This is a genomic window from Myxococcus sp. CA039A (genome assembly GCF_013336645.1).
Classification (GTDB): Bacteria; Myxococcota; Myxococcia; order Myxococcales; family Myxococcaceae; genus Myxococcus; species Myxococcus llanfairpwllgwyngyllgogerychwyrndrobwllllantysiliogogogochensis.
In genome coordinates this window covers 1-21,161 of the sequence record NZ_JABUMQ010000135.1, presented here as the reverse complement: position 1 = coordinate 21,161, position 21,161 = coordinate 1, and the positions used below count along the sequence as shown (strand labels likewise).

Genomic DNA, 21,161 nt, shown 5'->3' with positions numbered 1-21,161 from the left:
AACCTACCGGGTCCGCCCATGTCGATATGACTTGAGAGGTTGGCATCCAAGAACTTCCCAGGTAGTCTTATGGGAACCTGACCTGAGGCGTTCCCCTCACCGTGACGGCGTCGAAACCGATGACCGCGAAGCCCGTACTCACCTTCTTGTTCGTGGACGAAGACCCGCTCGCGCTCGCGGCGCTGCGGCGACTCGCGAGGGACCTGCCAGGTGACAAGCGCTTCGCGCGCGACATGACGGAAGCGCTCGCGCTCGTACAGGAGGAACCGCCGCGCGTGGTGGTGAGCGGAGACCTGCTGCCGGATGGGGATGGGCTGGGCCTGCTGGAGCAGGTGCGCGCGCGCCACCCGTGCACGGCCTGCGCGCTCCATGCGGTGCGCCCTCCGGCCAGGCCGTGTCTCCGGGGCATCACCTGGATGGACCGCGCCGCGCCGCCCTCGGAGGTGCATGCGCTGCTGCGGGCCCTGGGCGCGCGCCCCTGGACGTGCTCGGCCTGAGGCACGGACACCTCACGGTGCGGCGCGCTCCCGCCACCCGCGTTAAGGTGGCCCCCGCTCCGCCATGAAGCTCTACGCCATCAGCGACTTGCATCTGCGCCACGCCGACAACCGGCTGGCCCTGCAGACCCTCCCCTTCTTCCCGGACGACTGGCTCATCGTCGCCGGCGACGTGGGCGAAACCCTGTCCGAGATGGACTTCATGCTGCGCACCCTGACGGCGCGCTTCCGACAGGTCATCTGGGTGCCGGGCAACCACGAACTGTGGACCCTGCCCTCCGAGCAACCCCCGCTGAAAGGCGACGCGCGCTACCAGCGACTGGTGGCGCTGTGCCGCAGCCACGGCGCGCTCACCCCCGAGGACCCCTACCCGCGCTGGCCCGGCGAGGGCCCGCACCGCGTCATCGTCCCCATGTTCCTGGGCTACGACTACTCGTTCCGCCCGGACCACGTGCCGGAGGACAAGGCGCTGGAGTGGGCCTGGGAGGATGACCTGCTGTGCACCGACGAGGTGCTGCTGCATCCCGAGCCCTATCCCACCCGCTCCGCGTGGTGCGCCGCGCGCGTCGAGGCGACCCAGGCGCGGCTCGACGCCCTGCCCGCGGGCTGCACCACCGTGCTCGTCAATCACTACCCGCTGCGCCACGAGCACGTGCGCCTGCCGCGCATCCCCCGCTTCTCCATCTGGTGCGGCACCAAGCGCACCGAGGACTGGCACGCGCGCTACCGGGCGGAAGTCGTCGTCACCGGCCACCTCCACATCCCGCTGACGCAGTGGCGGGATGGAGTGCGCTTCGAGGAGGTGTCGCTCGGCTACCCCCAGCAATGGAAGCACCGGGGCGGAATCGAGCGGTGCCTGCGCGAAATCCTGCCGGGCCCCGCCGTCCGCCCGCTCTGACGAACCCCGCACATGACAAAGCCCCGGACGTCCGTGAGGAAACGGACGACCGGGGCCTGGTCCGGCGCGACCCGAAGGCCGCGCCGGTTACGTCAGGTGCTTACTTGTGCGACGCGATGAACGCGATGCCGTCGTAGCCACCCTTGGCGCCGAAGACCTCGATGTAGTACTTGCCGGCCGGCACGTTGATGAGGTTGCACACCTCGGACTGGTGCTCCTTGACGCTGCGGCAGTCGTAGTCGAACTTCGACGGCGCCGACGCGAGCTTCACGTAGATGTCCGGGTTGCCCTCACCCTCGCCCGTCTGGATGTACAGGCTGTTGGTGCCGGTGCCGGGCTTGCGCTCCGGAACCTGGATGGTGAACACCCGCGACGAACCCGCCGCGCCAGAGAGGTTCTTCACGGCCACGCCGCTCTGCACGGGCACGTAGCCACCCTTCCAGGTGACGGTCAGCGTCACGCCCGTGTAGGGGCTGAAGCCGTTGAGCATCACGTACCACTTGCCGTGGTTCGGCGTGGGGAACGGGCAGCTCTCCGCGTTGCCCGAGCGGTACGGACGGCAGTCGTACAGGCTCGTCGTGGGAGCATTGCCGTACCGGACGTACATGTCCGCGTCGCCCGTGCCACCGGAGATGGTGAACGTCAGGTCATACGCGCCTTCCGGCACCGTGACATCCCAGTACTTCTTCTCGCCGCGGCCACCGGAGATGTTCGAGATGGGGACGTCCTTCTCGATGGGGTCCGAGACGACGATGATGGGCACGCCGACGCCCGTCGCCTTCCAGGCGTTGCTCACCGACTCGATTTCAGCGGCGGTGTAGCCCAGCTGCGCCGCGGCCTGCTCGGTGGCGAGCTTGGCCGCATCGAAGTTGGAGCCGGCCAGGAGGATGTCCCGGTTGGCGCGGTAGAAGATCTGCCCGGCCTTCTCGATGCCGATGCCCGCAACCACCGTCGTCGTCTTGGCGCGCGGGTGCGTGCCACCCTGCGAGAGCAGGTAGAACGCCAGGTTGGGGATACCGGAGCTGTAGTGCACGTCCACGCCGGAGGAGTAGTCCGGGTAGTAGTCGAGCGAGTCACCGTCCTGCGTGGGGTTCGCCATGTAGCGCAGGGCGTCGTTCGGGATGGACGGGGTCCAGATGTCGTCGCCCACCAGCCACGTACGGTTGCTGACGACCTTGCCGTCGCCGAACCACTCGCACACCGCGCCGAAGATGTCCGACATGGACTCGTTCAGGCCGCCGGACTCACCGGAGTAGGTGAGGTTGGACTCGTGCTCCGTCACGGCGTGGGTCAGCTCGTGCGCCGTCACGTCCAGCGAGTTCGCCAGGTTGCTGGCGTTCACGCCGTCGCCATCGCCGTACACCATCTGGGTACCGTCCCAGAAGGCGTTCACGTAGGCGACGCGGTGGTGCACGGTGCTGATGAGGACGCCACCGGTGTTGTCGATGGAGTCACGGCCGTACAGCTCCTGGTAGCAGTCGTAGACCGTGCCCAGGTGGTCGTAGTTGGTGTTGACGACCTCGTCGGCGTGCTCGGGCTGCCCCTCGGAACGAGCCAGCGCACCCGGCAGGGTGGTGGTGTTGTTGCCGTTGTGCAGGCGGCGGTTGAGCGCCGTGTGGATGCGCGGCAGGCGGGCCATCACATCGCCGTTCTTCGCGTTCACGAGCACGTCGTCGCGAACCGGCGTGCCGTCGCGCTTCTCACCCGTCTGGGTGAGCTTGTACGCGAGGATGAGCTGGTCGGAGTCGCGCCAGTAGACGAGCTCGCTCTCCTCCTGGATGACCAGACCCTCGTGCGTCTCACGGTCGGCCTGGAGGGACGCCTTCGCCACCGACACATCGACGCCGGCCTTGGTCTCGGCCTTCAGGTCGCTGCGGGTGTTGGTGTTCGCCGCGTAGACCTCGCCATTGCGGGCGTGGATGCGCAGCTCGCCGCCCAGCACGGGGATGTTGTTGACCCGGATGCCATAGCGGAAGTGGCTGTCACCCTGGAGGTCCGTGTAGGCCTTCTTCAGGAACAGGTCGCCCGTGTTCAGGTGGAACAGGGGAGCCACGGCGGCTACCGCGGGGGCCAGCTCGGCCTCACGCATGGACGCCGCGCCCGCGGGCGCAATCGCGATGGGGCTCAGCTTGCCCGTGATGAACGTCGGGACGTCTGAAGCATCCTTCGCGAGAATCTTCGTCCCGGACTCCAGGGCCGCGGTCTTGCTTGCGGTTTCCTGGGGCTTGGCCTCGGGAGCAGGGGTGGACTCATTGCAACCAACAAGGAAGGACAGCGCCGCAACACCAAGTGCACCGCGCACTCGCTGATTCACCATTGTAATCCTCCTAAGCGGAAAGATTAGGAAGCACAGTGCCACGGGATGGTTACGTATTTCAAGGTTGCGCGATAATTTCACTAAGTAGCCTATTCTTAAATTACGAGTTTTGGGAAAAATACCCATGCATTTCAATGACTTATGGGTGCCCTACCCACTGCTTTCACGGATTCATGCGACGTAGTGGGTAACCCTAGCCCCCTCAGAATTTCCAGAAAAAAGCGTGACCGAAGACAGTCAGCCAAGGTCCGCGCGCGAGGCCCCGGGCAATTTCGGCGGCAATTTCGACAGGAATTGAGGGTGGGAGGGATTCCGGCGTCCGAGTGGTGCGGCCATGCGTTTTCAGGCTCGCGCTCTACCACTGAGCTATCTCCCGGAAGACAGTCGGGAGAGCTGGATTCGAACCAGCGACTTCAAGCACCCAGGGCGTGTAGGGCTGTACCGGCCGGACGCCGGAAATCCTCTCGGGAGACGCGCGCCCCGCGCCGCGCCTGACGGGGAGTTCCACGGGGCAGCCACCGTGTGTCCCTTTGCGGATGCGCTGGGGTGCGCGAGGCTCCCGCGCTGGGAGGAAGGGACATGCGCGCACTTCAGTTGCAGCGACTGGAAGGACCCGAGGGCCTCACGCTGGTGGAGGTGCCGGAGCCCGACGCGGCGGATGCGGTGCTCATCGACGTGGTGGCCGCGGGGGTGAGCTTTCCGGACCTGCTGCTGACACGGGGGCAGTACCAGTTGAAGCCGCCAGTGCCCTTCGTGCCGGGCGTGGAGGTGGCGGGCGTGGTGCGCTCCGCGCCCGCGAGCGCGACGGTGAAGCCGGGCGACCGGGTGATGGCGTTCAGCTTCGGGCTGGGAGGCTTCGCGGAGGTGGCGGCGATTTCGCCGGACATGGTGTTCCGCATCCCCGCGCGGTGGAGCTTCGAGGCGGCGGCGGGCGTGGTGATGAACTACCACACGGCGCACTTCGCGCTGCACCGGCGCGGGCGCTTGAAGGCCGGCGAGACGGTGCTGGTGCATGGCGCCGCGGGCGGTGTGGGAACAGCGTCCGTGCAGGTGGCGCGCGGCGCGGGGGCGCGGGTGCTCGCGGTGGTGAGTGACGAGCGCAAGGCGGAGGTGGCGCGCAAGGCCGGGGCGCACGAGGTGCTGCTGTCGAGCGGGGACTGGCTCTCGCAGGTGAAGGAGAAGACGGGCGGCCTGGGCGCCAACGTGGTGGTGGACCCGGTGGGCGGCGACATCTTCGACAAGAGCCTCAAGGCGCTGGCGCCGGAGGGACGGCTGCTGGTGGTGGGCTTCGCGGGAGGCCGCATTCCCGAGGTGGCGGTGAACCGGCTGCTCTTGCGCAACATCGACGTCGTGGGCGTGGCCTGGGGCGGCTTCCTCCTCCATGAGCCGTCAGTGACGGCGACCATCGCCAAGGACCTGGAGGCGATGGCGGACCAGGGCATCCTCGAGCCGGTGGTGGGCAGCGTCTTCCCGCTGGAACAAGGAGCGCAGGCCCTGCGCGAACTGGAGAGTCGGCGCGCGACGGGCAAGGTCGTCCTGCGCATGCGGCCGGGCTGAGCGACGCGGGGGCGAGCGGGGGAATACCGCTCGCCCACCGAGCATGCGTCCCTTCGGCCCCGTGCACCGCCTCGCTGTCGTCTTCGGGCGTCGTCCGCAGGTTGCTGACAGGAGGTGTCAGCGCCATGGCGGACGACCCCATCATCGACCGGCAGCACCAGCGCGAACGCGAGCAGGAGCGACAGCGGCTGCGCGAGCAGGAGCAGAAGGACCTGGAGGTGGAGGCGCGACGAGGCGCTCGGCCCCTGGAGGGCTACGCCGGAGGGCACACCACCTGGGCGAGCGCGCAGGATGACGCGGAGGCCTCCGTCGTCCACGCCCATGACGCGGAGGAGTCCTGGGAGGCCAGTCAGCGGCAAGCCCGCCTGGAGCCCGAGCCCTCGGGCCGCGCCGTCGAGGAAGAGGAAGAAGCCGCACCTCCAGAGCGCGACTGAGCCAGGGGGCAGCGACTAACGTCCGCGCCGTGCCCTCGACTTCGCTTCCCGTTCCCACCGTGCTGCAGCCCGACGAGGCGCGGCGTTACCTCGTCGGACACCTGGGACTCGCGCGCCCCCTGTTTCCTCCCGGGGCGCGCGGAGTTCGCGCGCTCCTCAAGTCGCTGCGCTGCATCCAGTTGGACCCGCTGGATGTCATCGGCACCAACGCGGACCTGGTGGCGCTGGCGCGCGTGGAGGGCATCGCTCGCGGCGACGTGTACCGCCACCTGCTGCCGGGCCACGCCTTCGAGCACTTCGCCAAGGAGCGCTGCCTGCTGCCCGCGAGCGCCTTCCCGTACTACCGCGAGCGCGCGGCCCAGGCCCCCTGGTGGCGGCTGGAGGAGCGGCTCAAGCGCATCCCCGAGCCGGTGTTGCACGCCGTGCTGGACGAGGTGACGCAGCGAGGCCCGTCCTCCTCTCGCGAATTGAAGGACCACGGCGCGGTGGTGCCCATCGACTGGAGCGGATGGAAGGGCACCGCGCGCGCCACCGCCATGGCGCTGGAGGTGCTCTGGACGCGCTGCCAGGTGGTGGTGTGCGGACGCGGCCCCGGCGGCAAGGTGTACGACGTGCCTGGACGCGCCCTGCCCCGGATGGCCGACGCCCGCGTGAAACACACGTTCGAGCGCTGGGCCCTGAGCGAACGCGTGGAGGCCGCTGGCCTCTTGAGCCGCGCCAGCGGACCGCACTGGTCCATGCTGTCCGACGTGCGCACCTCGGCGCTGCCCGACACGCTGGTCGCCGAAGGGCTCCTGGAGGAAGTCACCGTGCCGGGCTCGCCCCGACGGTACCTGGCGCCTTTGGGCTTTCGGGAGCGCGAGTTTCCGGAGCCCGACGCTCGGATGCGAATCCTGGGGCCGCTGGACCCGGTGCTCTGGGACCGGGGGCTGGTGAGCGTGGCGTTCGGCTTCGACTACATCTGGGAGGTCTACAAGCCCGCCGCGCAGCGACAGTGGGGCTGGTACGTGTGTCCGCTGCTGCACCGGGGACAGCTCGTGGGGCGACTGGAAGCCCGCGTGCGCGAGGGCGTGCTCCAGGTGGACAATCTCTGGCGCGAGAAGGGCGTGAAGCTGGACGACGCGGCGCTGGACGAAGCCCTCGCGCGTCACGCGGTCGCCTGTGGCGCGGAGGTCGCTCGCAGGCCCCGCGCCCGCGCCGCGTCCTGAGCCCTCAAGGCCGCTCAGGTCGGCGGCTTGGGCAGCTCGCGCTCCAGGGCATCCGCCGCGCCCGCGTCCCGCAGGACGCCGAAGCGCTGACGGGAGCACGCGAGGAGCTGCCCCGCGTAGACGGTGTCCGACAGCGCCCCCACGAAGTCGCCATGCTCCGCGAGGGTGCGGGCCCGCTCGTCCATCAAGTGGGCGAGGATGCGCGCCTGCTCCGCGTGCGCGAACAACCGCACGACGGAGCGCGCATCGAACAGCGTCAGCGTATCCAGCTCCATGCCGAGCGTCGTGAGGCTGGCCTCTCGCAGACTCTGGAGGCTGGCCTCCAGTGAGCGCTCCGCCCGATTGCGAGCGAGGTCCGGGGCCAGGCGACCGAGCTCGCGGAGGGACTGGAGGACGATGACCTGACGCAGAAGGGGCATGCGGGGGAGAACTACACTCCGGGCCGGAGGAATCATCCAGTCCCCCTGTCCTCCTTTCCCACGAGTCGGCCCCGCGTCGCCCGCCCCGCCACGACCCCCGGTGGACCGCCCCACCGGAGCCGCGTCACACTCCGTGAAATGCACCGCTTCCGCTGGGTCTTCTTCGTCCTGCTTCAGTCGCTCGTCGCCCAGGCCGCCGAGTACCGCGTGGGCCCGGGCCAGCCTCTCGCCAGCATTGGCGCCGTGCCCTGGGAGTCGCTCCAGCCCGGTGACACGGTGTTCATCCATGCCCGCCCGACGCCCTATGCGGAGAAGTGGGTGCTGGGAGTGCGAGGCACGGCCTCCGCGCCCATCACCGTGCGCGGGGTGCGCGACGCGGCGGGCAACCTGCCGGTCATCGTCGGGGAGAACGCGACGACGCGCTCGCAGCTCAACTTCTGGAGCGAGCAGCGCGGCATCCTGAAGATTGGCGGCTCCAACACGCCCGCTGACACGATGCCCGCCTATCTCGTGGTGGAGGACCTGCACCTGCGCCGCGCACGAGGTGCGTTCACCGGTCGCAGCGGGGCCTCGACCTACAGCGACAACGCGGCCACCATCTTCATCGAGAAGGGCGAGCACCTCACGATTCGCGGCTGCGTCCTGGAGGACAGCGGCAATGGCCTGTTCGTCGCCAACGAGACGTCGGACCTGCTCGTCGAGCGCAATCACATCCTCGGCAATGGCAACGTCGACAGCATCTACGAGCACAATGCATATACCGAGGCGCTCGGCATCACCTACCAGTTCAACCGCTTCGGGCCCCTGTGCTCGGGGTGTCTGGGAAACAACCTGAAGGACCGGTCCGCCGGCACCGTCATCCGGTACAACTGGATTGAGGGCGGTAACCGGCAACTCGACCTGGTGGAGTCCGACAGCGTGGCCGTTCGCGCGGCGCCGTCCTATGCGCGGACGTTCGTCTACGGCAACGTGCTGCTGGAGCCCGCGGGCGCCGGTAACCGGCAAATCATCCACTTCGGCGGAGACAACGGGACGACGGCGGACTACCGCTCCCAGCTCTACCTCTTCCACAACACCATCGTCTCCTCACGCACGGACCGCACCACGCTGCTGCGGCTGTCGACGAATGCCCAGACAGCGCACGTCACGAGCAATGTCGTCCTGGTGGCCGCGGTGGGAGGCAACACGCTGTCGCTCACGGACGAGGCTGGCACGCTGCGACATGGCGGTAACTGGTACAAGCCGGGTTACGTCTCCACCTTCGGCACGCTCACGGGCTCCGTCGTGGACACCGGCGGTAACCTCACTGGCACCACGCCCGGCTTCGTCAACCTGGATGGCCAGGATTTCCACCTCGCCTCGGGCTCGCCGCTGCGCGGGGCCGCGGTGGCGCCTCCCTCCGAGGCCGCGTCCCTCACAGTGGACTGGCAGTATGTGAAGCACGTCGCGGCGGAGGCACGCACCGTGACGAGCCCGGGACACATCGGTGCCTACGGGGATTCTTCGGGACCGGTGACCGGGACGCCGGATGCGGGCCCAGGCACTCCGGACTCCGGGACACCTGACGCGGGGCCGGGGACTCCGGATGCTGGGGCGCCTGACTCGGGAACGGATTCACCCGGGAAGTCCAACGATGACGGGGGTTGCGGAGCAACGGGCAGTGGCTTCGCGGGTCCTCTCGGGCTGCTGACCCTGGCGGCCCTCGCGCTTCGCCGGAAGTGGGTGCGGGAGTAGGCCCCGACCTCCACATGAGGCCACGTGCCGCGCTCTTCACGGGCACGGCACGCCTGTGTGCCCGGGGGCTGCGCGACTCCGGCGCCGAACTCGAGCACGCCCCTTCTCGCGACTCCAGGGGCCTTGGAGCCAGGCGAGTGAGGCCCCCTGTACGAGATGCCGGAGAGGCTGCGAGACTCCTCGGCGGTGGTTGACTCCTCTGCCGTCCCCTCGGCCCCTCCCGTGAAGCCCGTCCGCCGTGTCGCCAGCCGACGCGAGCAGGGCGTCGTCTTCTCCGTGTCCTTCCTGTTCCTGCTCGTCCTGGAGGCGCTGTTCCGCCGGTTCACGACGGACGGGCTGCGCTTCCAGGCGTGGAACTCCGAGCGGATGATGCAGACGCTGTCGCTCCGGGAGCTGCGCGACGAGTCGGTGCGCTCCCTCTGGTATCTGCACATCCAGCCTCCCCTGCTGGACGTGTTGCGCGCGGTGCTCGGAGGGCTTCACGGCTCGCTCGACAGCGCCGCCCTGGTGGACGCCGTGGACCGGTGGACCTACGTCGCCTGGGCACTGGTGTTCGCGGCGACCGTGACGCTCGTCTTCGCCTGGGTGCATCGAGTGGCGGGGAGGGCCGCCGCCATCGTCGGCGCGGTGGTGACGGCGCTGCATCCTGGCGCCCTCGCCTTCGCCACCTTGCTGGACAGCACGGCCGCGAGCGCCCTCGCCTTCCTGTGGTTCTGCTTCGAGCTGTGGCGACTTCAGCGAGAAGGAGGCTCCATCGCCCGGCTCGCCACCGCGTCACTGGTCCTCTTCTTCCTGCGCTCCATCTTCCAGTGGCCCTTCTTCCTGCTCGTGGCCCTGTGCCTCGCGCTGAGGAACGTTCCCCTCCGGCGCGTGGGCCGCTACGTCGCGCTGGTGGCGCTGTTCGCGGGGCCCTACGTCGCCAAGCAGCTCGCGCTCTTCGGCACGTCCATGACGTCCACCTTCGACGGACTCAACTTCTGTCGAGCCATTGGCCTGGGCGAGCCGGACCTCGGCGCGATGCGCCTGCCCTCGAACGTGCTGCCCACGGGGCTGCCCTCCCCTTCGAGCGCCGCCGTGCTGCGCCAGGACGAGAAGCTGGGGGGTTACTACAACTACAACCACCTGGATGCCCTGCGCTACTCGGTGGGCCTGAAGTACGTGTGCCGCCGGGCGCTGCTCGAACAACCCCTCTCCACGACGCTGGCCTCCTTCGCGGAGAACGCTTCGCTGTATGGCGAGCCCTCCAGTCGCTACCAGCCCAATGTCCTGGTGGACCGGCTGCCGTGGCGTGAGCCCCTCGACTTCTTCTTCTCCTCACCCGTGCTCTGGCTGCTGCTGCTCCTCACGGGGGGGATGGCCGCGAGGCGACTCGAGGGCCGAGCGGCCTGGCTCCGCGTGGCCGGACTCCTGCTGCCCGTGCTGTACGTCGCCACGGTGAGCATCCTGTTCGAGAAGGGCGAGAACATGCGGTTCAAGTACTTCATCGAGCCGGTGCTCCTCGTGTTCCTCTGCGTGGAAGGCTCAAGACTCGCCGCGCGGGTCGTCGCCCGGTTCACGACACACACCGTGCCAGTGAAGACACACGAAGGCTCCGGAGTCGGTTGACGCCCGCGCCTCTGCTAGGCTGCGCGGCGGAACATGAAGGACCTGGACGCCATCCTCCGCGCCCGCGCGCACTCGCGGGGCCCCTGGGTACTGGCCACGGTGGTCGCCGTGTCCGGCTCGTCATACCGCAAGCCCGGCGCCCGGATGTTGATGGGCGAGGACGGCTGGCTCGCGGGTGGAGTGAGCGGCGGCTGCCTGGAGGCCGACATCGTCCGCAAGGCGTTCTTCTGGACGAGCACCGGCCCGCGCGTGCTGCGCTACGACTCCACGGGAGAAGGCGCCGAGGACGAAGGGGGCCTGTCCTTCGCGCTCGGCTGCAATGGCGTCGTGGATGTCTTGCTGGAGCGCTGCGAGCCGGGCCCCGTGGATGCGCTCGCCTTCGCGGCCGAGGCACGAAACCTGGGACGGCGAGCCGTCGTCGCCACCGTGTACCAGGGGCCCACGCACGCCGTCGGTGCGCGGCTGATGTTGCGCGATGACGGACTGGAGGCCGGTCACATCGCGGGCCCCCTGGGGGAGGCCGTTCGCGAGGCGGCTCGGGAGGCGCTGGAGGTGGGGCGCACCTGGAGCGGCCCGTGTGGCGGCGCGGACGTGCTGGTGGAGGTGGTGGAGCCTCCGCATGCGCTGGTGCTCTTTGGCAGCGGCTTCGATGTGGCGCCCGTCGTGGTGCAGGCGGCGGGGTTGGGATGGCAGGTGACCGTGGTCGCGGATCGCCCCACGGAGACCTTGCGGCGCCGCTTTCCCCTCGCGCACGCGGTGGTGTCCGCGAAGGCGCGCGAGGCCGCCGCGACGGTGCCCCTGTCTTCACGGACGCTGGCGGTGTTGATGACGCACAGCCTGCCCCAGGACCAGGAGCTGCTGGCGGGCCTGCTGCCTCGGGCCTTGCGCTACCTGGGCGTGCTGGGGCCTCGCTCTCGCACGGACAGGCTGCTCGCGGCGCTCTCTCCGGCTCCCAGCGCGGCCATGATGGAGAAGCTGCACGCGCCCGTGGGGCTGGACCTGGGCGCGGAGGGCGCGGAGGAGATTGCCCTGTCCATCGTCGCCGAGCTTCAGGCCGTCATCGCTGACCGAGAGGGCGGGAAGCTGCGCGAGCGACAGGCGCCCATCCACACGCCGGCGACGCCTCCCGTGCGGAAGCTCGCGTGACCGCCGAGCGCGCAACGGTGGGCGTGGTGTTGCTGGCGGCGGGAGGTTCTTCTCGCCTCGGGCACCCCAAGCAGCTCGTCGTCCATCAAGGCCAGACGCTGGTTCGTCGCGCCGCCGAAGCGGCCCTCTGCCTGGGCGGGCCCGTCGTCGTCGTCCTGGGCGCTCACAAAGAAGCCATTGCATCGGAACTCACCGGGCTGCCCGTGCGCACCGTGGCGCATTCCGACTGGGCACTCGGCCCGGGTGGCTCGCTGACGGCGGGACTCGCGGCGATGCTCGCGACAACCGACGCGCCTGCCGTGGAGGCCGTGCTCGTCATGCTGTGCGACCAGCTTCGCGTCGATGCCGCGCATCTGGCGGCGCTCGTGGCCGCCTGGCGAAGCACCGGTGCCCCCGTCGTGGCCTCCGAGTACGACGGGACTCGCGGCGTGCCCGCCCTGTTCGCCCGCTCGGTGTTCGCGGAGCTGGAGTCGCGCTCCCCCGAGCAAGGCGCGCGCAAGGTGATTGCCCGTGAGCCCTCGCGTGTCGCCACCGTCCTGCTCCCGGGCGGCTCCGAGGACGTGGACACTCCCTTGGACCTGGCCCGTCTGAAGTAACCGGTTCGAGCCAGGAGTCCAGCGGGCCCAGCCCGGAGTTGGTGCCCACCCAGAGCCGTCCGCGTGTGACCTCGCGTCCGTCCGCCCTTACAGTCGCCCGCTGTTCAACTTATGCTGTCCGCAGGGTGGCACGCGGAGGGCACCTCATGGCTCACGCCCGCGGCCACCGCCCAGGGGGGAATACTTCATGGAGAAGAAGGACCAGCAGACACTCATCAAGGTCGGCCTGGGCGTGCTCGCCTTCAAGTGGTTGTCGGGAGAGTTCATCTTCCTGTTCTCCATCGGCATCCTGCTCGCCATTGCCTCCATCGGCATCGTCATCGGGCTGGCCGAGTGGTTCCTCAAGTACGGCCTCATCGCCCTCGGCATCTACGTCATCTTCGTGCTGACGCTGCGCTGGCTGCACGGCGGCAAGAAGCAGCGCGACCTGTCCGACCTCCCCGACTTCGAGCAGCTCACGGCGTCCTCGCGCGCGAAGGCCGAGCGGATCGAGGAGATCGACCCGGACGAGGCCCTGGCCCGCTTCAAGGCGGAGCATCTGGCGGAGCTCCAGCAGCCCACCCCGCCGCCTCGCAAGCCGTGAGCGTGAGCACCTCGACAGCGCGGACATGTGGCCCCCGTCGCCCAGGCGTGGCGACGTGAGGCACCTGGCCCGGCGCCCCCTGGGATGGATGCTGTTCCTCCTCGCACTGTCGATGCTCCTGTTCTTTCCCCGCCTCATCGACGCGCTCAAGGCGCTGGAGCATGAGCCCGTGGAGCTCAAGTCGGGCTCGCTCCTCGTCGCCAGACCCGGCCGCGTGTCTGGCGCCTTCGACGAGACGGTGGTGTTGCTGCTGGACGCGGGCGAGGCGCGGAGCACCTGGGGGCTGGTGCTCAATCGCGTGCGCACCCAGGAGGACCAGCCGCTGCCCGTGGGCGTGGACCGCTGGGGCGGGCCGGTCCGCGCGGAGCACCGCATCACCCTCACGCTGCGAAGCCCGCCACCCGAGGGAGCGCATCCCCTGCCAGGCGGCCTCTCCTGGTACGAAGGGAGCCGGGAGCCTCACCTGCCCGTCGGCTCCTCGCTCACCTTCGAGGGCCTGGCCGCCTGGGCCCCCGGACAGCTCGAGGAGGAGCTCGCCCGGGGAGGCTGGTGGGTGATGGAGGGCCGCGCGACGGATGTGTTCACCGCGCCGGGCTCGCTGTGGGTGGAGCACGCCGCTCGGCACCTGTGAGGGCGTGACGCACTCCCGCCTTCCTTCGTGCAGCCCCGCTCATGGGACGCATGGGAATCGCACGGCCTGGATTCGTCGACCTCCGGACACTGCTGCAATGCGGCGACGCCGGTATGGCTTGGGAAGGTCCTGGCCCGTGACTACCTCCCCAGGGCCCCGCCACTCCGAGACGGTTTCCCATGCGACAGCTCCGCTCCCCTGCCCCGTTCCACCTCTTCTCAGTCCTGGCGCTGGCCACCGCGCTGACCTCCACGTCCGCCCTGGCCCAGCCGGCGGCGACGCCGCTGGAGGACAATCGCCGCATCACCCTGGGCTACATCGCCATCGCCTATGAGCTGGGCGCGGTGTTGGACCCGACGCTCGAACCCGGCGGCGCCAGTGCCGTGCGGCCCAACTGGTTCACCTTCGCGCCCCACGCCTCGCAGACCGGAGGCGAGGGCATGTTGGGCACGGCCATCGCGAAGCGCATCATCGCCGCCGCGCGTGGGCAGCCCTCGCTGTCGGTGCTCCATGCGCTCCAGCGCGTGGGACTCAACGCCCAGCTGCGCGTCTCGCCCGAGCAGTTGGGGCTGGAGCTGGTGCTGCGCGGACTTCCCATCGACGCGGCCTCCTCGCTCGCCGCGCTCATCACGTCGCTCAACGGCGCGGCGTTGCTGGACGTGCGCACGCTGGCCGCCACGGCCGCGCGCTTCGCCGCGCTCTACTGGAGCGCTCCGGGCTTCTGGCCGCTCGACAAGGCGGAGAGCATCGTCATGACGCTGGAGCGCACGCTCCACGAGGGCAACCTCGCCATCTTCACGGACATCGGCGGCTCGGGAGAGCTGTACCTGGACTGGCGCCGGGGCGCGGGCGCGGTGACGCCGGAGCGCGTGCTGACGGAGTTCACGCTGGTGGACTCGGTGCCCGCGCAGGCCTCGCAGGCGTATGCCTACGCGCTGGCGCACGCATACGACGTCCCGCGTCCCTACCTGTTCGAGCAGGTCTTCCCGGGGATGCACTACAAGAGCCTGCTGGTGGCCGCCTTCGCGCTCTACGAGAAGGCCCGCGTGGCGCCGACACCCGCCGAGCGCGACGCGCTGGTGGCCATGGGCAACAACTACATCGCCTGGCGCGAGCAACATGACATGGCGCAGCCCGTCTTCTCGCCCGCGGTGCCGCGACCGGACGAGGTGTCGCGCGTCGCGCTGCTCCAGATTCTCACCCCGCTGTTGCGCACGGAGTTCGGCACGGTGGTCTGGAACTACGCCGACTACGCGTACAGCCAGCCGGACCGCGACGGGAATCCCCTGACGTCTCCGCCCACGGAGTACAACTGGGCCGTCTTCATGGACCGGTGGACGGGCATCCTCTACGCCTTCGACCAGGCGTACCTCCAGCCCACGGGGCTGTGGGTCATGCCGACACCCATCGAGGACCCGACCGCGCTTTCAGGCGGGTCCTGAGCCGCATGCCCCGTCCGCCTCGCGGAGTCAGCCGGAAGAGGGGTCGAAGCAAGCTCCGGTGGATGGCCCGGCGTGCGGACGCAGGCCCGCGTCACGATTCTCCGAACAAAGGAGGCGACTTGACGCATTTGGAGCGCCAGGGGACGGTTCAGTTCTACATGAACCCCGCGCCGTCCCCCGTGTCCGGCTCCTCGAAAGACACCTCCCACGACCCGCGAGTGTTGCCCGCCGCCGCCGCTGACGAGGCGGGCCTCTCCGCCGACGCGCGCCTGTGTGTGCTGCGGGAGATGATGAGCGAGGCGTTCCTCTGCCTGGACGCCCATGGGCGGATTCGAGAGGTGAACGGCCGCGCCGCCGCGCTCCTGGGCCTCCCCGCCGACCAGCTCCGGGGACAGGAGCCGTGGGTGGCGGAGCCCGCGCTCGCGGGCACGTCCCTGCACGAGCGGTTGATGGCCGCGCTCGCCACCCGCGAAGGCGGACGCTTCCTGGCGGAGCTGCCCTCGCGCACCTGGCTGGACGTGAATGTCCAGGTCGTCGGCGAGGAGACGTGGGTGCTCGCGGCCGACATCACCCGCCGGCAGCGCGCGGAGAACGAGGTGGCGCGGACCGAGGAGCGCTTCCGTCAGCTCGGCGAGCGCTTCCAGGTGGCGCTGGACTCGGCGCAGATGGCCGTCTGGGAGACGAACCTCGCCACCGGGCAGGTGTTCCGCTCGGAGGGACATGACCGCCTCTACGGCTATCCGCATCCGCTGACGGAGTGGACCCACGAGCGGTTCATCGAATCGCTGCATCCGGACGACCGGCCGGGCGTCCAGTCGCAACTGGATGACATCTTCGCGGGCAAGACGGATTCGTACATCTCCACCTTCCGGACGTACTGGCCGGACGGCTCGTGGCACTGGCTCACCAGCCGGGCCCGGGTGCTGCGCGACGCGACAGGCAAGGTGGTGGTCATCCGGGGCGCCATCCTGGACATCACCGCGCTGAAGGAGACGGAGTTCGCGCTGCAGGAAGCGGTGCGCACGCGCGACGACTTCCTCTCGCTGGCCAGCCACGAGCTGCGCACGCCGCTGACGTCCCTGCGGCTCCAGGCCCAGCTGCTGCGGCGCATGAGCGAAAGCGCGCCCACGGAGACGCTCGGCTCGGTCAAGGTGCAGGCGAAGCTGGAGGCCACCGAGCGACAACTGCGCAGGCTGAGCGCGCTGGTGGACAACCTGCTGGATGTCAGCCGCATCCGGACGGGCAAGCTGGACTTCCACTTCACCGAGGGCGACCTCGCGGCCGTCGTCTCCGACCTCGTTGCGCGCTTCGGAGACGAGGCCCGTCAGACAGGAGTGCAGCTCAATGCGTCGGTGGAGGGGCCGATGATGGGCCGCTTCGACCGGCTGCGGATGGAGCAGGTGGTGAGCAACCTGCTGTCCAATGCCCTGCGCTACGGCTCGGGCAACCCCGTGTTCCTCTCGCTTGCGCGCTACGGCGGCACCCTCCGCTTGATGGTGCGGGACAACGGGCAGGGCGTCCCGGAGAAGGACCGCGAGCGCATCTTCGAGCGCTTCACCCAGGGCGACAACGCGCAGCGGCGCGGAGGCATGGGGCTGGGGCTCTACATCGTCCAGCAGATTGTCGAGGCCCACGGCGGCCACATCCGCGTGGAGGACTCGCCCGGCGGTGGCGCGACGTTCGTGGTGGACCTGCCGCTCTAGGACGCGCCGGGCTCGTCGCGGACGAAGGCGAAGCCCCGAGGCACCTCCAGGCGATAGCCCGGGTCCTCGAACAGAAGGCGCGCGCCGGTGCCCTCCAGCACCTCCCGCAGGTGGCGCACGTGGACGCGCAGCGCGTTGTCGTGCAGGCGGGGGTCATAGTCCGCCTCCCACATGGCCCGCACACACGCCTCCTTCGACAGCGTGCGCCCGGGTTGGCGAGCCAGGGCGTACAGCAGGCGGCGAGGGAGCACGCGCGTGGCCAGCGAGACGGTGTGGCCTCCGGCTCGCAGGGCATGGTCCCTGGCGTCCAGCACCACCGCGTCCGAGGCGGCGACGGGCGCCTCGACGGCGAGCCGGGAGCCGTCGGACGTCACCACCCGCAGCGAGGCGAGCGTGCGCGCCAGCTCCGGAATCAGCTCCGGGTCCGCCGCGCCTTCCGACGCGGAGCGCGCCGCCGCCTCCATCGAGCCCCGGACCTCCGTCGCGCGCTCGGAGAGCCGGTGCAGCATGGCCCGGGACAGGTGGGCCAACGCGCGCTCCATCGCGAAGTCCTCGCCTCGCGCGAGGGGCTCCAGCGACGCCAGCAGTCCCTCCGCGCGCACGCTGTCGCCCGCCGTCGCCGCGGCCAGCGCCGCCAACGCCCGCTGTCGCGCCGCCACGCCCGGACGCACCTCGCGAGGCTCCACGGCGCCAGGGCGCTCCACCTGCCGCAGTACGTCCGAGGAGCGGGCCGTCTCGGCGGCGCGAACCAGTCCCTCGGCGCCGCGCGCGCGTGCATCCGCCGCCGCCTCGTCCAGCAGCGCCAGCCCCTCCGCGCGCCGCCCCAGCTCCAACAGCATGCGGCCCGCGCCAACGCGGGAGAGGTGGTGGACGAAGAGATAGCCGCCCTGCTCCGCGCGCACGGCCACCTCTCGCAGACCGGCCAGCGCGGCGCGCCGCTCGCCCCGCTCTCCGAGCACCAGCGCGGCGATGCAGTCCAGCTCCAGCGCGAGCCTCGGCGCGCCCAGCTGTCCCAGCCGCTCCCGCACGCCATCCAGCGCGGCCTGCGCCTGCGTGAAGCGCCCCAGCCGACTGAGGATGCCCGCGGACATCGCGGCCACCAGCGGCCCGCGCGAGTCGAGCGGCGCGCCCTCCAGCAAGGACAGACACTGGCTCAGGGGCTCCTCGAGCCCCTCGTCCCGGCCTTCAATCCAGCACATCAGCGCGCGGGCATAGGCGCACCAGCCGAGCACGCGCTTGTCGTCGGATGCGGCGCACGCGGCGTCCAGCATCTCCAGGGACTCATCCAACCGGCCCTGGAAGAAGCGCAGCGCGGCCCAGGCGAGCAGTTGCTGGAGGAAGACCTCCGCGTCGCGCGGCATGGGCATGGACCCGAGCGTCCGCTCACACGCGGGCAGCTCCAGCGAGAAGAGGGCCACCCGGACCAGCACCGTGCCCACCTGCTCGCGCAGCCCCGCGCCCCGCGCATCCTCCGCGTCTCCCAGTGAGGCCAGCAGCGCCGCGAGCTCCGCGTACGCGCGGCGCAAGTCCAGCAGCCGCACCTGGGCACGGGCGCGCGCAAGCCCCACGTCCGGTGTGCACAGCGCGGGCGGCAGCGAGCCCAGCAGTGCCAAAAGCTCCCCCGCGGCGCCCTGCCGCACGAGGGCCTCCGCCTGCTCGACGACGAAGGAACGGCGCTGCTCATGGCGCCCCAGTGCCTGGAGATGGCGGCACATCGCGCGCACCCGCACCACTTCCGGCAGGGGCTCGCGCGCGAGCAACCCCAGGAGCGCTTCGTGCGCGGCGCGTGCCTCGTCGGCGTCGAGCAACGTCTGGAAGGCCTCGCGCACCAGGTCGTGGACGCCGTGGCGGCCCCGCGCGTCCGTCTCGACGAGGAGCCGGGCGGAGAGCCGCCGCAGCGCCTCGCCCGCCGCCTCTTTTGGCAGCACGTCGCGCAGGGCCGAGGCGGGCAGTGGCAGCTCCGACAGGGCCAGCACGGCGGCCACATGCCGCTCGTCCGGAGGCAGCGCGGCGAGGGCGGCGCGCACCGGCTCCTCCACGTCCGCGTCATTCGCATGCGCGCGCCTGAGGAGGAACGGCACGCCCCGCGAGCGGGCCCACGCCGCGGCGAAGCCCTCCCGCGCGCCATACAGCGTGTCCAACTGCCGCCACAGCAGCTTCGCCGCGGCCTCCGGCAGCCCATCCAGCCGCAGCTCGAAGCGGTCCGGACTGGTGGCCTGGCGCGGCACCTCCTCGCGCGAGGTGGCCAGCAACGCGCCCTGGCGCAGCCGCCCGCCGAGCCCCTCCACCAACGCGAGCCGCTCCTCCGGCCGCAGCACGTGCAGGTCGTCCAGGACGAACAAGGCCCCGCGCGCTTCCAGCTCCCGCGCCAGATCCTCCAGTCGCGAGTCATCCGACAAGGCCTGGGCCACGGGCGCCTCGCGCAAGAGGCGGCGCGCGTCGTCGACCACGGCGTCCAACGTGTCTCCAGGAGCGATGCGGCGGTGGACCACCGGCCCCCGGTGGCGCGACGCGACGGCGGCCACCAGCGCGGACTTGCCCACCCCTGGCAGCCCATAGACGACGCCCGTGCGCACGCGCTTCAGCAACGTGCCCAGCCGCTGGAGCTCCTGCTTGCGCCCCACGAAGACGGCGGGCGGCCCCAACCCTCTCGGCGTTCCGGCCCGCGACGCCTCCTCTCGCGACGCACGGGCAGCGCGCGAGACGGTGCCTTCAGTGCGCCTGCGTCGACTGCGGGGAGAGGGCGTTCCGGTGGGCATGATCGACCTCGGACCGACTCAGGAACCGCCCTCGCCGCGCGGCGCTCGCTCGCCCTCACGCGGGGTGAGAAGCGACAGGGACAGCGTCTCGGGCGTCACCGCGCGGCCAGGTCTCATGTGCCCCAGCCTGACACACCCTCCGGCCGTATCCCTATGTCCAGCCGTCAACGACTGAGGGTTCGCCACTACGCGGAATCCACCCACCCTGTGGGCCAACCCCAGACATCGTGTGTTTCAGGGTCACTCCGATTTTTCACAATTTGTCGCCCTCCGAGAAGGAATTGGCGCGCGAAGCGAAACAACTCGAAGTGAAATCGCGCATCATTCCCCAGCGTCCCAATGGCCAGGGAGCAAGCAGCCTCACCTGGTCAGCGCGCCATTGGGATTTCCGTCCGGAGGGCGCTCCGATGTGGATTGAAACCATCATCATGCCCCGGGAAGAGCGTGGGCCTCGACAGCCCCCGCCGCCCCCGCGAGACAGGCGTGCAGTCCTGCTCGCGGCGGGAGAGGAGAGCCGCGCCTTGCGAGACCAGGTGATGGGGTTCCTGAGCGCGCATCACCTGCTGGGAGCGGTGAAGTGGATGAGTGAGCCGGGCTTCCTCCCCCTCGTCACCCTGCACTGCACGGAGCGCGCCCTGGAGAAACTCCGCGAGGCCGCGGAGTTCGTCGTCGGTTGCGCGGCGCCCGTGGATGCCTACCAGCCGCTGACCACCACGGAGCCGGAGCTCTCTTCTTCGGAGCCGGTGTCCATGGCGGTGCCCGTCTTCGCTCGCTATCCCTGATGCATGGGCGCCCTCTTTGGCGCCACGCCTCACACCTGGGCCGCCGCCTCTGACTCCAGCAGGAACGCGCCCAGCTCCAGCACACGCTCCGCCACGCGGGCCGCATCGCTCGCGGAGGTGCAGAGCCGGGTGATGGCCTCTTCCGCGGACTCCGCGCTGGCCAGCCCGCGCACCCACTCCGGGGTGCCATCCTCGCCGGCGGGGTGTCCCTCCTCGGCGGCCAGCATCCAGTCCCGCGCGCCCTGACGCAGCCGCTCGGCCTCGTCCGCCGTGAAGACGAGCACCGCCGTGTCGTCATGCGTCGCGGTCCTCGGGTGGACCCGGCGCAGCGCCTGCACGAGCTGGTGGGCCACCCCCGTCAGCGTGACTTCGTGGACGTGGCTGTGCGCATCGCCCACCTCGCCCCGGCTGCGCAGGATGAGATTCCCTAGGAGCGCCGTGTACTGGAAGTCCTCGCGCCCGGTGCGCTCGTCGGTGGTGAAGACACTGGCCTCGCGACCGAGCCACGACTCCGAGCCCACGAAGCGGGCCTCCCCCACCGCGACTCGCACCGTCGCCGTGGAGACGCCGCGCGCCTCGCACACCTCGTCGGAGAGCGATCCAGAGGAGAGCAGCTGGTGGTACGCCGCCAGCCCCTCGTCCAGGGTGACGTCGAAGTCCACCTGCCACCCCGTGAAGCAGAGGTCGTCCCCCGCGATGCCCGGACCCGCGGCGGCGCCCCCCACGCCGCGCGCGAAGTCCTTGAGCACCGACAACATCCCCGTGGGGCCGACGAGGACGCGGACGGTGCGAGCATCCCGCGTCGGCAGGAGCCATGAAGTCCCGCTCGCGAGCATGGCGAGCTCCGCCG

General features: G+C 70.3%; 18 protein-coding genes. 14 read left to right on the top strand and 4 right to left on the bottom strand.

The features are described 5' to 3' along the window. Positions 1-101 precede the first annotated feature (101 nt). The gene (locus tag HR086_RS22710) at positions 102-497 is read left to right on the top strand and encodes a response regulator (RefSeq protein ID WP_246137506.1); all 396 of its coding nucleotides are present in this window, start codon (positions 102-104) and stop codon (positions 495-497) included. A gap of 64 nt (positions 498-561) precedes the next feature. After that, entirely contained in the window at positions 562-1,395 is an 834-nt protein-coding gene (locus HR086_RS22705; RefSeq protein WP_141645996.1) for a metallophosphoesterase, read from the top strand. A gap of 100 nt (positions 1,396-1,495) precedes the next feature. Here HR086_RS22705 and HR086_RS22700 read toward each other — a convergent pair whose 3' ends face one another. Further along, a complete protein-coding gene (locus tag HR086_RS22700; protein ID WP_174466633.1) occupies positions 1,496-3,712 on the bottom strand; it encodes a M4 family metallopeptidase in 2,217 nt (738 codons plus the stop codon). A 579-nt stretch (positions 3,713-4,291) separates the two neighbouring features. Between HR086_RS22700 and HR086_RS22695 the strand changes: the two genes are divergently transcribed. From HR086_RS22695 to HR086_RS22685, 3 genes are all read left to right on the top strand, one after another. After that, positions 4,292-5,269, top strand: a complete 978-nt coding sequence (locus HR086_RS22695) for an NADPH:quinone oxidoreductase family protein (protein ID WP_174466632.1) — start codon at positions 4,292-4,294, stop codon at positions 5,267-5,269. A 125-nt stretch (positions 5,270-5,394) separates the two neighbouring features. Further along, the gene (locus tag HR086_RS22690; protein ID WP_141645993.1) at positions 5,395-5,703 is read left to right on the top strand and encodes a hypothetical protein; all 309 of its coding nucleotides are present in this window, start codon (positions 5,395-5,397) and stop codon (positions 5,701-5,703) included. A gap of 29 nt (positions 5,704-5,732) precedes the next feature. After that, positions 5,733-6,911, top strand: coding sequence for a winged helix DNA-binding domain-containing protein (locus HR086_RS22685; RefSeq protein WP_174466631.1), 1,179 nt, complete (start codon positions 5,733-5,735; stop codon positions 6,909-6,911). Positions 6,912-6,925: 14 nt separating this feature from the next. On the opposite strand, the gene HR086_RS22680 is transcribed toward HR086_RS22685, so the two are convergent. Then, positions 6,926-7,330, bottom strand: a complete 405-nt coding sequence (locus HR086_RS22680) for a hypothetical protein (protein WP_141645991.1) — start codon at positions 7,328-7,330, stop codon at positions 6,926-6,928. 138 nt (positions 7,331-7,468) lie between these two features. Here HR086_RS22680 and HR086_RS22675 point away from each other — a divergent pair, with 138 nt between their 5' ends. From HR086_RS22675 to HR086_RS22640, 8 genes are all read left to right on the top strand, one after another. Continuing rightward, positions 7,469-9,064 carry a right-handed parallel beta-helix repeat-containing protein gene (locus HR086_RS22675; RefSeq protein ID WP_174466630.1) on the top strand — a complete coding sequence of 532 codons (1,596 nt, stop codon included), beginning with the start codon at positions 7,469-7,471 and terminating at the stop codon, positions 9,062-9,064. Between the two features lie 186 nt (positions 9,065-9,250). After that, positions 9,251-10,669: a hypothetical protein gene (locus HR086_RS22670; protein WP_174466629.1), complete on the top strand. Its 1,419-nt coding sequence runs from the start codon at positions 9,251-9,253 to the stop codon at positions 10,667-10,669. 33 nt (positions 10,670-10,702) lie between these two features. Beyond that, positions 10,703-11,815, top strand: a complete 1,113-nt coding sequence (locus HR086_RS22665) for an XdhC/CoxI family protein (RefSeq protein ID WP_174466628.1) — start codon at positions 10,703-10,705, stop codon at positions 11,813-11,815. Then, positions 11,812-12,411, top strand: a complete 600-nt coding sequence (locus HR086_RS22660; RefSeq protein ID WP_373564345.1) for an NTP transferase domain-containing protein — start codon at positions 11,812-11,814, stop codon at positions 12,409-12,411. The genes HR086_RS22665 and HR086_RS22660 overlap by 4 nt, the downstream gene beginning before the upstream one ends. Before the next feature lie 187 nt (positions 12,412-12,598). Continuing rightward, positions 12,599-12,994, top strand: a complete 396-nt coding sequence (locus HR086_RS22655; protein ID WP_174466627.1) for a hypothetical protein — start codon at positions 12,599-12,601, stop codon at positions 12,992-12,994. Positions 12,995-13,049: 55 nt separating this feature from the next. Beyond that, on the top strand, positions 13,050-13,625 hold the full coding sequence (locus tag HR086_RS22650) for a YqgE/AlgH family protein (RefSeq protein ID WP_174463157.1): 576 nt from the start codon (positions 13,050-13,052) through the stop codon (positions 13,623-13,625). Between the two features lie 179 nt (positions 13,626-13,804). Then, the gene (locus HR086_RS22645; protein ID WP_174466626.1) at positions 13,805-15,067 is read left to right on the top strand and encodes a hypothetical protein; all 1,263 of its coding nucleotides are present in this window, start codon (positions 13,805-13,807) and stop codon (positions 15,065-15,067) included. 119 nt (positions 15,068-15,186) lie between these two features. Continuing rightward, entirely contained in the window at positions 15,187-16,770 is a 1,584-nt protein-coding gene (locus tag HR086_RS22640) for a PAS domain-containing sensor histidine kinase (RefSeq protein WP_254626429.1), read from the top strand. Here HR086_RS22640 and HR086_RS22635 read toward each other — a convergent pair. Continuing rightward, entirely contained in the window at positions 16,767-19,415 is a 2,649-nt protein-coding gene (locus tag HR086_RS22635; protein WP_174466624.1) for a winged helix-turn-helix domain-containing protein, read from the bottom strand. The genes HR086_RS22640 and HR086_RS22635 overlap by 4 nt on opposite strands. Positions 19,416-19,837: 422 nt before the next feature. Here HR086_RS22635 and HR086_RS22630 point away from each other — a divergent pair, with 422 nt between their 5' ends. Then, complete coding sequence (locus HR086_RS22630) at positions 19,838-20,311, top strand: hypothetical protein (RefSeq protein ID WP_373564344.1); 474 nt, start codon at positions 19,838-19,840, stop codon at positions 20,309-20,311. A 29-nt stretch (positions 20,312-20,340) separates the two neighbouring features. On the opposite strand, the gene HR086_RS22625 is transcribed toward HR086_RS22630, so the two are convergent. Beyond that, the coding region (locus HR086_RS22625; protein ID WP_217441906.1) for a hypothetical protein at positions 20,341-21,161 on the bottom strand (821 nt) is incomplete at its 5' end.